Consider the following 13,869-nt stretch of genomic DNA (forward strand, 5'->3'; position numbering starts at 1 on the left):
ATGAACGAAATTAAAAAATCGTGTGCATCGACTGACCAAACGCAGAGCAAATGGGACAGTATAAATTGGCTCAAATGCGAAGCTGCGGTTCAAAAGCTACAAGCGCGTATTGTAAAGGCTCAAAAAGAGGGTCGCCACAACAAGGTCAAAGCCTTGCAGTGGACACTGACCCACTCGTTTTACGCTAAAGCATTAGCGGTAAGACGTGTAACTTCCAATAATGGGAGTAAAACGGCTGGCGTCGATATGGTAACATGGAAAACGCCAGATGCTAAAGTGTGTGCAATAACCGAACTGAAAAGGAGAGGTTATACACCCCAACCTCTGAGACGAGTACATATCAGAAAGAGTAACGGGAAATTAAGACCATTGGGTATACCAACTATGAAAGACCGGGCTATGCAGGCATTGTATCTGATGGCACTGGCTCCCGTAGCTGAAACAACGGCTGATGCCAATTCTTATGGTTTCAGAAAAGAAAGGAGCACGGCAGATGCCGTTCAACAATGCTTCAATGACCTGGCAAGGACGACATCCCCACAATGGATCTTAGAAGGTGATATCAAAGGTTGTTTCGACCATATCAGTCATGAATGGTTGCTTGACAATATCCCTATGGATAAAGTTTTGCTCCGTAAATGGTTGAAAAGTGGATTTATTTTCAACAAGCAACTTTTTCCGACAGAGGAGGGAACTCCTCAAGGCGGCATCATCTCCCCAACTCTTGCAAATATGACTTTGGACGGACTGGAAAAACTGCTTGCCGATAGCTTTCCGATAAACCGCTCGAAGAAAAATTACTATACTCCTATGATAAATCTTGTTCGCTACGCGGATGATTTTATTATCACAGGAGAGAGTAAGGAGTTGTTGGAGAACCATGTTAAACCATTAGTCATTGAGTTTCTTCAAGCAAGAGGGCTTACCTTATCAGAAGAAAAGACTAAGATAACTCATATAGAAGAAGGGTTTGATTTTCTTGGGTTCAATATCAGAAAATATAAAGGCAAGTTTATCACAAAACCATCCAAGAAGAGTCGAAAGAGATTTTTAGATAAGGTTCGTGAAATAGTGGACAAGAACAAGTCTTCTAAGCAACAATCTTTGATACGATTGCTAAACCCAGTCATTAGAGGATGGGCGAACTACTACAAGGGGTGTTCTGCATCGGAAACTTTCCGTAAAACAGATGCACAAATTTTCAACAAACTATGGCGATGGTCTCGCAGAAGACATCCCAAAAAAGGTAAACGATGGATTGCCAACAAGTATTATCACACTGTAAGAGGTAGAAGCTGGACTTTTGCCGTACCGCTTGAAAACAGGAAAGTGGATAAATACCACACTCTTGTGAGATTGTCGGATACGAAAATAAAGCGACATATCAAAATCCGCAGTGAGGCCAACCCATATGATGCCGATTGGAAAGATTTCTTCGATCAATACAAGACCCGAAGAATGCTTGCACACTTAGACGGCAAGCAATATATCTATCGCCTGTGGAATCAGCAAATGCAATGTTGCCCTGTGTGTGGCAAGCACATCACACGGGAAACTCCCTGGAAAATTACTGAAATGACAGGGAGCAGTAGAAAGGCGAAAGTCCTAATACATGATCATTGCAGCCGAATTACTAACAGAAATAAATGGAAGTTACTATGAGCCGGCTTTTAGTTACAAATAAAAGTTTTGAATTGCTTGAGCCGTATGAGGGGAAACTCTCACGTACGGTTCTTAGAGGGGAAAGCTCCCGTAAGGGGGCTGACCTACTCGACATCGACCAGTATCTCAACGAGGCGCACTCGTTCGGTCTTCAATCCGTCCGGGCCCATTTCAACGTGCTGGCCTGGTCGGACGACGTGCAGGAGCTCCGGCATATCCGCAATGATGTGGGCAGCCAGCTCGCTCTGATGGAGTGCCGCCCGCGCCACAACACCGTGGACGCCGCCACGCTCTACTGGGCGGGTATGCCGGGCAATGCGGGGGATTTCCCCGCCGAGGAATCGTTCTACACGTTCATCGAGCCCGCGGTCTGTTTCTTCACGGAGGAAACCAACTATAAATCCTCGTCCAGTCCTTTCGGCATCAAGCTGTGCGACCGCGTAAGCGGCAGGCCCCTGCACCTGGACATCTCGGACGAACCGATGAAAAAAGGGATCATTACCAACAGGAATAAATTCGTGTTAGGCGGCTCGGGGTCAGGCAAGTCATTCTTTATGAATCATTTAGTCCGCCAATACTGGGAGCAGGGCACGCATGTCGTGCTGGTGGATACCGGTAACAGCTACCAGGGTCTTTGCGAGCTGATCCGGCGTAAGACCAAAGGTGAGGACGGCGTGTATTTTACCTATACCGAGGAACATCCCATCAGTTTCAACCCGTTCTACACCGACGATTACTATTTCGACGTGGAGAAGAAGGACAGCATCAAGACGCTGCTGCTGACACTCTGGAAAACCGAGGACGACAAGATCACGAAGACCGAGAGCGGCGAGCTGGGCAGTGCCGTGAACGCCTATATCGAGCGTATCCGCGCCGACCGGAATATCGTGCCGTGTTTCGACAGTTTCTACGAGTACCTGCGGGACGACTACCGCCGCGAGCTGGAGGAGCGGGAGATCCGGGTCAGCCGCGAGGATTTCAACATCGACAACATGCTCATCACCCTGCGGCAGTATTACAAGGGCGGACGCTACGACTTCCTTCTGAACTCCCGGGCCAACATCGACCTGCTCTCGAAGCGCTTCGTGGTCTTCGAGGTGGATTCCATCAAGGAAAACAAGGAGCTTTTTCCCGTGGTCACCATCATCATCATGGAGGCTTTCATAAACAAGATGAGACGGCTCAAGGGGGTACGCAAACAGCTCATCGTCGAGGAGGCCTGGAAGGCGCTCTCTACGGCCAATATGGCTGAATATCTGCGTTATATGTATAAAACCGTCCGCAAATACTACGGTGAGGCCATCGTGGTGACGCAGGAGGTCGAGGACATCATTTCCAGCCCGGTGGTCAAGGAGGCGATCATCAACAACTCGGACTGCAAGATCCTGCTCGACCAGCGCAAGTTCATGAACCGTTTCGACGCGATTCAGTCCTTGTTGGGGCTGACCGACAAGGAGAAGGCGCAGATTCTCTCGATCAACCAGTCCAACGACCCTTCCCGTAAATACAAGGAGGTCTGGATCGGTCTGGGCGGCGTTCAGTCGGCGGTCTATGCCACGGAGGTCAGCGTCCCGGAGTACCTGGCCTACACGACCGAGGAAACGGAGAAAGTGGAGGTGCAGCGGCTTGCCGGCGAGCTGGGCGGTGATATGGAACTGGCGATCAGGCAGCTCGCCGAGGGCAAACGTTAAAGGGAGGGCAGGCCATGTATCGCAAGTGTATCGGATCAGACCCCACGGCGGCGCGTTTGGACTTCGCGCTGTACGAGGTGGCGGGCGAGTGGGAAAGCCGCTCGGGTTCTCCCCGGGTTCGCATCTACCGCAACCCGGGACGCCGGGGCGGCGGTTTTTACGTGGAGGTGTCTTACAAGGACGGGACACGCTTCTCCCGTCCCGTGAGGAAGTATTGGGGAGGCATCCGTTACTTCGACCTCTACGGGTATGTCGCCCTGGCCTACGATGCGGGGCGCGAGGTGCTCCAGCTCTCCGCCTACGGGGATTATTACCGGGCGTCGGAATGACCGCCCAAGTATTCACGAATTAAATAATGAAAAGGATGAAACGATTGATTTTAACGCTGTTCGTGGGGCTTCTTTGCTTCACGTACCAGGCAAAAGCGCAGTGGACGGTCATCGACCCGTCGAACCTCGTTCAGAACATCAAGAGCGCGGTTCAAAGCTCGACCACGGCGACCAACATGGTCAAGTCGCTGCAAGAGAGTATCAAGATTTATAACCAGAGCAAGGCTTACTACGACGCCCTCAAATCGGTGCATAACATCATCAAGGATGCCCGGAAGGTGAAGCTGACGCTCGAAATGGTCAGCGAGATCACGGAAATCTACACCTCGGGATTCAACCGTATGGTTTCAGACCCGAACTTCACGGTGGACGAGCTGGCGGCGATCTCGGCGGGTTACGCCCGGCTGCTGGAGGAGGGCGGCGCGCTGGTGGCGGAACTCAAGACGGTCATAACCGGCGGCAACGGCCTCTCGCTCTCGGACAAGGAGCGGATGGACGTGGTGGATCAGGTTTACACGAAGATGCTGGAGTACCGCAACCTCACGCGCTATTACACGCGCAAGACCATCTCCGTGTCCTTCATCCGCGGCCGCGAAAAGGGCGACGCGCACCGGGTGCTGGCACTTTACGGGAACCCGAACGACAGATATTGGTAACCTGAAAACGGAGGCAGTCATGGATTTCGACAATTTACACCAGGTTCTCCGGAACCTGTATCAGGAGATGATGCCGCTATGCGGCGACATGATCGGGGTGGCGAAAGGTATCGCCGGCCTGGGTGCGCTCTTTTACGTGGCTTACCGGGTATGGAAGGCACTGGCCAATGCGGAGCCTATCGACGTGTTCCCGCTCCTGCGGCCTTTCGCCATCGGCTTGTGCGTGATGTTCTTTCCCACCGTGGTTCTGGGGACGATCAACGCCGTGATGTCGCCCGTGGTGCAGGGCACGCACGCCATACTGGAGGGGCAGACGTTGGATTTGCAGGCATACCAGCAACAGAAGGACGATTTGGAAGCCGAGGCCCGCAGGCGCGAGGGCAAGGCTTGGTTAGTGGACGACGAGGTGTATGAACAACGGCTTGCGGATATGGGTATCACGGATTTGGGCGAGATTATCAGCATGTGGGCCGAACGCACGTGGTACGACATCAAGGCCGGTTTCCGGCAGCTTGTCCGGGACTTCTTCGAGTTGTTGTTCAACGCCGCGGGGCTTACCATCGACACGCTGCGGACATTCTTTTTAGTCGTGCTGTCGATTCTGGGGCCCTTGTCGTTCGCCCTCTCCATTTACGACGGCTTCCACTCGACGCTCGCGAGCTGGATTTCCCGCTATATCAGCGTGTACCTTTGGCTTCCCATCGCCGACCTGTTCTCCGCGGTGCTGGCCAAGATCCAGACGTTGATGCTCCAGGCGGACGTCCTGGCCCTGCAAGACCCCAACTACATTCCCGACAGCGGCAGCGGTGTCTATATTATCTTTTTGATTATAGGTATCATAGGCTATTTCACGATCCCCACCGTTGCCGAGTGGGTGATCCAGTCGGGCGGAGCCGGCGGGGCTATGGGCGGTATCAACAAGGCCGGGGCATTCGCCACGGGTGTCGCGGGCGGTATCGCCGGCAACATGATCGGCCGCACGTTCGGGCGTCGCGGCGGTGGCGGTTCCTCCTCCGGTAACGGCGGCGGTGGCCCGGCTTCGGGCAGTGCCCCCAACGGGCGCAACCTGGCAACACAAGGTAACAGTAATCATTCATAACAATTTGGACAATGGAATTCAAGTCATTAAAAAACATCGAAACAAGTTTCAGGCAGATTCGGCTTTTCGGTATCGTGTTCCTCTGCCTGTGCGCGCTGGTATCCGTGTTCAGCGTGGTCGCGAGCTTCCGTTTCGCCGAAAAGCAGCGCGAGAAGATCTACGTCCTGGACGGGGGCAAGTCGCTGATGCTGGCGCTCTCGCAGGATTTGAGCCAGAACCGCCCCGTGGAGGCGCGCGAACATATCCGGCGTTTTCACGAGTTGTTCTTTACCCTCTCGCCCGACCGTGCGGCCATCGAAAGCAACATCAACCGCGCGCTGTTCCTGGTCGATAAGAGTGCCTTCGCCTATTACCAGGACATGCAGGAGAAAGGTTACTACAACCGTGTGGTGTCGGGGAACATCAGCCAGCGTATCGAGGTGGACTCCGTGGTGTGCGACTTCAACGCCTATCCCTACCGGGCCATGACCTATGCCCGGCAAATGATTGTCCGCGAGAGCAACATCACCGAGCGTTCGCTGGTCACGCGCTGCGAGCTGATCAACTCGGGGCGTTCGGACAATAACCCGCAGGGTTTCATCATGGAGAAATTCGAGATTCTGGAGAACCGCGATTTACGTACATTAAAAAGATAAGGCTATGGCAAAGAAGAGAATAAAGGCTTTCGGGGAGTGGGTCGAAGACCTCCTGCGCCGCGCTTGCGGGGCGCTCTCGCCCGATAAGCGGATTATCGTGATCCTCACGCTGCTCTTGTTCTTTTCCGTCTTGTCGCTCTACTTTACCGTGTCTTCCATCTACCGCTTCGGCAAGGGAGCCGGGGAACGGATGCAGATACGGCATATCGAGCGGCTGGAGCTGGAATTAAGACAACGGCAGGAGGCCGACAGTGTAAAACATCTAAAAGATTTCAATTATGACGACGAACGAAAAACAGAATAAACGGCCGGAGGCGGGGAAAAAGGAACTCACGCCCCGGCAGATACAGATGCGGAAGAAGATGGTGGTCTTCCCGCTCTTTTTCCTGGCCTTTGCCGGGTGCATGTGGCTGATCTTCTCCCCCGGCGAAAAAGAACGGGAGGAGCCTTCGGCGGGTTTCAACACGGAGCTGCCGACCCCGGAATCGGAGGGTATCCTCTCGGACAAGCGTGATGCCTACGTGCAGGAGGAGATGCGGCGCAGGGAGCGGGAAAAGATGCGCTCCTTGCAGGATTTCGCGTTCGGGATGGAGGACGAGGAGGAAGAGCCCGTCATGCCCGCTGCCGTGCCGGATAAGTCTTCCGGCCCTGCCGGCGGTTCGTCGGGAGCTTTCCGGACTTCCCGTGCCGCCTATGCCGACATCAACCGCCAGTTAGGCAGTTTCTACGAGGACACCGCCGGTGAAACGGGGGAAGAGCGCGAGATGCAGGCCCGCATCGAGGAACTGGAACGCCGCCTGGAAGAACAGCAGGCGCAGAAAACGGCCCAGGAGGAGCAGGTGGCGCTGCTGGAGAAGTCCTACGAGATCGCCGCCCGCTACATGAACGGCGGTCAGGCCCCTGAAGCCCCGCGTCAGAAAGCCTCCGTTTCCGGCAAGGCTTCCGTGCAGCCCGTGCGCCAGGTGCGCCGTAACATCGTGTCGCTGCTTGCCGCCCCGCTGCCCGATTCGGTCTTCGCCCGTGAGTTCGTCAAGCCCCGGAACTGGGGTTTCAACACGGTGGGGAGCGACCTTCGCGAGCCCGAGCGCAACAGTATCCGTGCCGCCGTGCAGCAAACCGTGACGCTCACCGATGGCGGGGAGGTTACTTTCCGGCTGCTGGAACCGATGATGGCGGGAGATCTGCTCATCCCCTCGGGTACGCCCGTAACGGGGGCGGCGAGGATCAACGGTGAACGGCTGACGGTCAAGGTCAGCGCTGTCCAGCACGGCGGGGCGGTCGTTCCGGTCGATCTGTCGGTCTATGACACGAACGGCAACGAGGGTATTCCCGTGCCGGGGTCGGAAGAACTCAATGCCGTGAAGGAGATCGCCGCCAATATGGGCGCGGGCATGGGCAGCAGTATCACGATCACGGACGATGCCGGTTCGCAACTGCTCTCCGACCTGGGGCGCAGCGCCATCCAGGGCGTGTCGCAATACGTGAGCAAGAAGATGCGCTCGGTCAAGGTCACGCTCAAGGCCGGTTACAGCGTCCTGCTGCTCCCGCCCCTTCAATAAGGGTACAAACGACGTACTTCCGTACACCACTGAAAAAATCCATTTTTATCAACAATCAAAAATTTATCGAGTATGAAAAAGATTCTTCTGGCACTCGCTTTTATCGGGTGCATGTTCGCTGCCCACGCGCAGGAAAAGCCCTCCACGGGCGATTTGTACGACGGTCTTACCCGTCCGCTGACCTTCAACCGGGTTATCCCGCCCTACGCGCTGGAGGTGACGTTCAGCAAGACCGTTCATGTGATTTTCCCCTCGGCCATCCGTTACGTCGATCTGGGGTCTTCGGATCTTCTGGCGGCGAAAGCCGACGGCACGGAAAACGTGCTGCGTGTAAAGGCGGCCCTGCGTGATTTCTCGCGCGAGAGCAACCTTTCGGTCATTACCGAGGACGGGGCCTATTACAGCTTCAATGTCAAGTATGCCGACGAGCCGGTGAAACTGTCGGTCGAGATGGCGGACTTCCTGCATGACGGGGAGGCGGTAAACCGCCCCAATAACGCGCTGGACATCTATTTGCAGGAGTTGGGATGCGAATCTCCGCTGCTGGTCAAACTGATCATGCAGTCCATTTACAAGAATGACCGCCGCGAGATCAAGCATATCGGTTGCAAGCGTTTCGGGGTACAATACCTCCTCAAAGGTATCTACGTGCATAACGACCTGCTTTATTTCCACCTCCAACTGAAAAACTCCTCCAACGTGCCTTTCAACGTGGACTACCTGACGTTCAAGATTACGGACAAGAAGGTGGCCAAACGCACGGCCATCCAGGAGCAGGTCGTATGGCCCGTGCGTGCGTACAACAACGTGCAGGTCATCGGCGGCAAGCGTACCGAGCGCATGGTCTTCACGCTCCCGAAGTTCACGCTGGCCGACGACAAGCAGCTGGTCGTGGAACTGCACGAGCAGCAAGGCGGGCGACACCAGACTTTCACGGTGGAGAATGCCGACCTGGTGCGCGCACGTGTTATCAACGAGTTAAAGGTAAAGTGATATGAAACGGGCGATATTCATTCTCACGCTGGGGTTATGCCTCCTCCTTTCGGACGGGGCGCACGCCCAGCGTGCCCTGCCCGCCATGCGCGGGCTGGAAATACGGGGAGGCATGGCCGACGGCTTCTATACCCGGGACAGCCGCAGCGAAACGGGCTACTGGTTCGGGCTGGCCATGAGCCGCTACGCGAAGAATGCCGACAAGTGGGTGTTCGGCGCGGAGTTCCTGAACCGTTATTACCCCTACAAGTCGGAACGTATCCCGGTGGCGCAGTTCACGGCCGAGGGAGGTTACTATTACAAGTTCCTCGCCGACCCGTCCAGGACTTTTTTCTTCTACCTCGGCGGCTCGGCGCTGGCCGGTTACGAGAGCGTGAACCGGGGCGAGAGGCGGCTCTATGACGGCTCTACGCTCCGCCACCGCGACCGTTTCCTCTATGGCGGGGCCGTCACGCTGGAGGTCGATGCGTACCTGACCGACAGGATTATCCTCTCGCTGACGGGGCGTGAGCGTATCCTATGGGGCACTACAACGGGACATTTCCACGCGCAGTTCGGCCTGGGCGTGAAATTCATAATCCATTAAACTTGCAAGCGACATGAAAAAGATGAAAAAGATATTGGCCCTGGCGGTCTGGATCGCCGCCCTGGGTCTTTTATGCGCATCCTGCGACAACGGGCTGGATATACAGCAGGCGTACACGTTCTCTCTGGAAACGATGCCCGTTCAGAAGCGAATCTCCGTTGGTGAAACCGCTGAAATCCGCTGCACGCTCGTGCGGGAGGGGAGATATGACGGCGCGCGTTACACGATCCGCTATTTCCAGCCCGACGGGCGCGGTGAGTTGAGGATGGACGACGGTACGGTGTTCCTGCCCAACGACCGCTATCCGCTCGACCGTGAGGTGTTCCGCCTCTATTACACATCGCGCAGCGATGACCAGCAGGCCATCGACGTCTATGTCGAGGACAACACGGGTCAGGTCGTGAAGACCTCCTTCACGTTCCAGAGCGAGAACGGGACGGAGGAAACGGAACGATAACGGAATATGTCTAACCAAGAGAGGCGCCCGTCACCCGGGCGCTTTCCATAAATACTGAAAACCATGACAGAGCAAGAGAGAATAGATATAGCCTATCTCGATACGGGGGTGTACGAGAACCCGTGGCGTGAGAACCTTTTCGAGACGCTGCCCGAGGATCGGAAAACGGCGGAAGTCTGCCGTTTCGCCATCAAGAAATCGGCTTTCAACATCGAGTTCGTTCCCGAAGCGATGAAAACGCCGGAACTTTGTCTTGCCGCGGCCGGCCACCGGGGCGAAACACTGAAATTCGTCCCTGACCGTCTGAAGACACCGAAAATGTGCCGTGCCGCCGTCGATAGCAACAGCTACGCGCTGTATTACGTTCCGGAGGGGTTGAAGACCCCCGAACTGTGCATGGCGGCCGTGAAGCGCAACGGCCTGGTGCTGGAGGCCGTTCCCGGGGAATTGAGGACGCCGCAAATATGCCGTGCGGCGTTGAAAGCGGTGGACAGTGCCGATTACAAGATACTCCCTTACATTCCGTATCCCGATATATGCCTGGAAGGGCTGAAAAAATTCGGGATGTCGTTCGTGGACAAGTTCGAGATTTTCGCCTCCATTGCCCCGGAGGTCATGACCGGGGAACTGGCCCTTCACGGCGTGGGGATGGACGCGTCCTGCCTTTCGCTCGTGCCGGTGGAACTGCGCACGGAGGCAGTCTGCCTGCGTGCCGTCAGTGGGGACGGCATCCTGCTCCATGAAGTGCCGGAGGAGTTACGCACGGAACGGGTCTGCGAGGCCGCCGTGTCCTCGAACTACCTGGCGCTGGAGTACGTTCCGAAGCATCTGAAAACCGACCGTCTGTGCGGGATGGCGCTGGAGCGCGATCCCCTGGCCATCCGCTTTTTCAACCCCGAACAGCTCACGCCGGAGGTCTGCAACCGGGCGTTGATCCGTGCCGACGACCTGCGTGTCCTCCGCTATATCCCTTTCGAGGATATACACATGAAGGCGTTGGGGTTCTATTGCACGAATTACGAGAAGACCTTCGATTTTTTGCAGCACATGAACCCGGCACACGTCACGCCGAGGGTGGCCCGGGAGATCTTCGCCCTGGAGCCGGAGCTGTTCTACAACCTTCCCGACCACGCCAAGAACGAGGAGATGTGCCGCCGGGCCGTCGGGCACGACGGGAGCTACCTGCAATATGTCCCCGAGAAGTGGAAAACGCCGGAGTTGTGCATGGAGGCCATACGGCGCAGTCCCTATGCCATCGCCCACCTGCCCGAGAGCATGAAAAGCCCGGATCTATACATGAGCCTGGTGCGGGAGAACCCGCAAAACCTGAAAGGCGTCCCCCGCGAAGCCCGGACGCCGGAGATGAGCCGGGAGGCTTTCGAGCGTACCTACGGGAAGGACAAAACCGATTTCTCGGTTATCAGCGCGTTGAGCGACCCCGCCCTGGTCTTGCAGGTGTTCCGCGAGCAGGACGACCCGCAAAAGATACACCGGTTGATGAGTGTCCTGCACCTGAACCGCCGGCTTGTAACGGAGGAGGTGGCGTTGGAGGCCGTTCGCAAGGATGCGGGGGTGCTGTACGACATTCCCCAGACGGCCATCACGCCGCTCGTGGCCGATACGGCCGTGCGGGGCGACCCGAGGATGATCCAGTGGGTTCCGAGGGAGCTTCGCACGGCGGATCTGTGCCTCTATGCCGAGGCCACCCATCCCGAGTTGCGGGTTTACGTTCCCGACGAGATAGCAAAGGGACGTAATATCTATTCGTTCCACCGTCAGGTGGACGCGAAATTGCGGCAGCCGCTCGAATACGAACAATACAAGACCCTCTACTCGGGCGGCGCGGTGCGTGTGAACAACGTGTGGACGTCGGTTGCGGGTGAGATTGACTGCTGCGAGGTGCGTTACGACCGTAAGACGGAGAAACTCAAACTGCGGATCGTCGAACCGCCCAGGGAGAAGAAGGCGCAGCCGAAGGTCGCGCCCCGCAAACCCGCCCGGGGGCCGAAATTGTAGGACGGCGGGTAGTTCTTTGGCAGGAAGGTTGTTAAAAATCGCACGTGTTGTCGCCGATACCCGGATGAAATCGTTATATTTGCAATCGAATCCTCCGGCGGCGTGCCGCCGGGCGATTTACATACGGAAGGAACACATTATGGTGGGGCATTGAAAACAGCCAAATTTTAATCCGCTCGCAAAATAATGGGTAGTTCTCTTCTTCATCGTCGTGTCTATATGCGTCAAGCGTATGCGATAGCGGCGTGGGGAGAAATTATCTATCGAGTGGATGGGTGCTTGGCTGTACCTCAATGCCGGTATTTAACGTATTCTCACGCCTTTTTCGTATGGTATTTGTCTGAACCTAAAGAAAAGCGATATGGAAACGAAATCGACAAATGAGGTAAAGGGTGATTACGACCGGGTATCGGCGAGTGAATGCCTGGGGTCGCTAATCGAGTTGCACGGGATTGTCATGGAAGACGATCTGTTCGTCATTCCCGATGCGGATGGCACGGCAGTATTATACAATGACGGGAAGATACGTTTTGACGAGATCGCCGACATCGAGGTCGGCTCGGTGTTCGTGGGCATCCTGCTCCGCAACGGCTATCTGTTCTACCTTTCCCGTACCGAACCGCTCAAGACGTGCATATACACGCATGGCGGGTGGGGTTCAATCTCTGAAATTTCTCCCCGTGGCATTGCCGGACATATCGGGCGTGAACTGCACGGGAAGCTGGGCGACCATACGGCGGTCGATTGACGGGAAACAAAAAAATCGGACGGTTGTTTGTACTGCACCCCAAAAGTTGGACACTTTTGGGGTGTTTTTTATGAAATATAATTATGAGATTCGTTTAAAGGCCGTAAAACTGGTACTCGAAGGCGGACTTTCGGTTAGGGAAGCCGGATGTCACTTGGGCTGTGGCCGCTCGCAAGTTCACTTGTGGGTAACATTATTCGAGCGCCATGGCCTTGCCGGCCTTAAGCTGCGCCACGGTAGCTACAGTGCAGAATTTAAGTTGTCAGTTTTGAAGCATATGCACCAAAATCATCTATCTTTGCTGGAGACAGCAGTGCATTTCGGCATTCCGGGCCCTTTTGTTATTCGTCAATGGGAGCGGCTCTATCAAAACCAAGGTGCTGAAGGCCTGCGGCGTAAACCGCAAAGAAGGAGGCCGGCCATGAGTAAATCGAAGACTAAAAAAGTCAAACTCAAAACGACTCCGCACGAAGAGTTGCTTAAGGAACTGGAGTATCTTCGTGCCGAGAATGCTTACTTAAAAAAATTGCAGGCCTTAGTCGAGGAGCGCATTGTCCGCGAGAGCGGGAAAGAGCCCAAGCCATCGAAGGACTAAGGCCGCAGTGCCGGCTTTCAGTATTGCTCAAAGCCGCAGGGATGGCGCGAAGCACATTTTATTATCACTTCAGAAAATCAAAACAACCCGATAAATATGCTCGCGAAAAAGAGAGTATTATAAGGTTATATCACGAACATAAGGGGCGTTATGGTTATCGGCGCATTACCGTTGAAATGAATAAGATCGGATATGCGATAAATCACAAAACCGTACTTAAGCTGATGAATATTTGCGGGATAAAAAGTCAGGTCAGGCTCCGTAAATACTGTTCATACAAAGGACAGATCGGACGGATAGCGCCCAATCTTCTGCAACGCGACTTTGCAGCCGAAAAACCGAATCAGAAGTGGGTTACTGACCTTACGGAATTTTCGGTTTGCGGCGTAAAGTTATATCTATCGCCGATTATGGACTTATATAACCGGGAGATTATTAGCTATAAAATAGCTGAACGCCCTAACTTTATGCAGATCATGAAGATGCTGGACGATGCGTTTGCCAGAATACCGGATTCTCCGGGTATTGTCTTGCATTCCGACCAGGGCTGGCAGTATCAGATGAAGCAGTATCAGCTCCGTTTAAGACAGAAAGGTATTACACAGAGCATGTCGCGCAAGGGTAACTGTCTGGATAACGCTGCTATGGAAAGTTTCTTTGGATTATTGAAGTCCGAATTATTATATTTGCAAAAATTCTCATCCATAGACCATTTCCGAAAAGAATTGGAAGAATATATCGACTACTACAATAACAAGCGGATAAAGAAATACTTAAACAACATGAGCCCGGTACAATACCGAACTCATGCCATCTAAACAAATACTAATCCGTCCAATATTT

At 54.7% G+C, this 13,869-nt stretch carries 14 protein-coding genes and 1 pseudogene; all 15 read left to right on the forward strand.

What is annotated here, in order from left to right; all coding sequences use genetic code 11:
• The 15 genes and pseudogenes from ltrA (at window position 1) to NQ492_RS02765 (ending at window position 13,844) form a co-directional block, all read left to right on the forward strand.
• Window positions 1-1,662 carry a group II intron reverse transcriptase/maturase gene (ltrA, locus tag NQ492_RS02695; RefSeq protein WP_004319152.1) on the forward strand — a complete coding sequence of 554 codons (1,662 nt, stop codon included), beginning with the start codon at window positions 1-3 and terminating at the stop codon, window positions 1,660-1,662.
• 113 nt (window positions 1,663-1,775) lie between these two features.
• Window positions 1,776-3,353: pseudogene (locus tag NQ492_RS02700) on the forward strand (TraG family conjugative transposon ATPase); the annotation flags it as partial.
• A 14-nt stretch (window positions 3,354-3,367) separates the two neighbouring features.
• On the forward strand, window positions 3,368-3,682 hold the full coding sequence (locus tag NQ492_RS02705) for a DUF3876 domain-containing protein (protein WP_004303798.1): 315 nt from the start codon (window positions 3,368-3,370) through the stop codon (window positions 3,680-3,682).
• A 35-nt stretch (window positions 3,683-3,717) separates the two neighbouring features.
• Window positions 3,718-4,338 carry a DUF4141 domain-containing protein gene (locus tag NQ492_RS02710; protein WP_004319146.1) on the forward strand — a complete coding sequence of 207 codons (621 nt, stop codon included), beginning with the start codon at window positions 3,718-3,720 and terminating at the stop codon, window positions 4,336-4,338.
• A gap of 19 nt (window positions 4,339-4,357) precedes the next feature.
• Window positions 4,358-5,437: a conjugative transposon protein TraJ gene (traJ, locus tag NQ492_RS02715; RefSeq protein ID WP_004303797.1), complete on the forward strand. Its 1,080-nt coding sequence runs from the start codon at window positions 4,358-4,360 to the stop codon at window positions 5,435-5,437.
• An 11-nt stretch (window positions 5,438-5,448) separates the two neighbouring features.
• Entirely contained in the window at window positions 5,449-6,072 is a 624-nt protein-coding gene (traK, locus tag NQ492_RS02720; protein ID WP_004295450.1) for a conjugative transposon protein TraK, read from the forward strand.
• 4 nt (window positions 6,073-6,076) lie between these two features.
• A complete protein-coding gene (locus NQ492_RS02725) occupies window positions 6,077-6,376 on the forward strand; it encodes a TraL conjugative transposon family protein (protein WP_004319143.1) in 300 nt (99 codons plus the stop codon).
• Window positions 6,351-7,631, forward strand: a complete 1,281-nt coding sequence (traM, locus tag NQ492_RS02730) for a conjugative transposon protein TraM (RefSeq protein ID WP_004319142.1) — start codon at window positions 6,351-6,353, stop codon at window positions 7,629-7,631. Before NQ492_RS02725 ends, traM begins: the two co-directional genes overlap by 26 nt.
• Window positions 7,632-7,703: 72 nt before the next feature.
• Window positions 7,704-8,624: a conjugative transposon protein TraN gene (gene traN, locus NQ492_RS02735; protein WP_004303795.1), complete on the forward strand. Its 921-nt coding sequence runs from the start codon at window positions 7,704-7,706 to the stop codon at window positions 8,622-8,624.
• A gap of 1 nt (window position 8,625) precedes the next feature.
• Window positions 8,626-9,210, forward strand: a complete 585-nt coding sequence (locus NQ492_RS02740) for a conjugal transfer protein TraO (RefSeq protein WP_004319140.1) — start codon at window positions 8,626-8,628, stop codon at window positions 9,208-9,210.
• 13 nt (window positions 9,211-9,223) lie between these two features.
• Complete coding sequence (locus tag NQ492_RS02745) at window positions 9,224-9,667, forward strand: DUF3872 domain-containing protein (RefSeq protein ID WP_004303788.1); 444 nt, start codon at window positions 9,224-9,226, stop codon at window positions 9,665-9,667.
• A gap of 63 nt (window positions 9,668-9,730) precedes the next feature.
• Window positions 9,731-11,683, forward strand: a complete 1,953-nt coding sequence (locus NQ492_RS02750) for a DUF4116 domain-containing protein (protein WP_004319139.1) — start codon at window positions 9,731-9,733, stop codon at window positions 11,681-11,683.
• A 361-nt stretch (window positions 11,684-12,044) separates the two neighbouring features.
• Complete coding sequence (locus tag NQ492_RS02755) at window positions 12,045-12,431, forward strand: hypothetical protein (protein WP_004295441.1); 387 nt, start codon at window positions 12,045-12,047, stop codon at window positions 12,429-12,431.
• A 70-nt stretch (window positions 12,432-12,501) separates the two neighbouring features.
• Window positions 12,502-13,026, forward strand: coding sequence for a helix-turn-helix domain-containing protein (locus tag NQ492_RS02760; protein ID WP_032558195.1), 525 nt, complete (start codon window positions 12,502-12,504; stop codon window positions 13,024-13,026).
• Entirely contained in the window at window positions 12,957-13,844 is an 888-nt protein-coding gene (locus NQ492_RS02765) for an IS3 family transposase (RefSeq protein ID WP_117615371.1), read from the forward strand. The genes NQ492_RS02760 and NQ492_RS02765 overlap by 70 nt, the downstream gene beginning before the upstream one ends.
• The last annotated feature ends 25 nt before the right edge of the window (window positions 13,845-13,869 follow it).

It is taken from the genome of Alistipes shahii WAL 8301, assembly GCF_025145845.1.
Classification (GTDB): domain Bacteria; phylum Bacteroidota; class Bacteroidia; order Bacteroidales; family Rikenellaceae; genus Alistipes; species Alistipes shahii.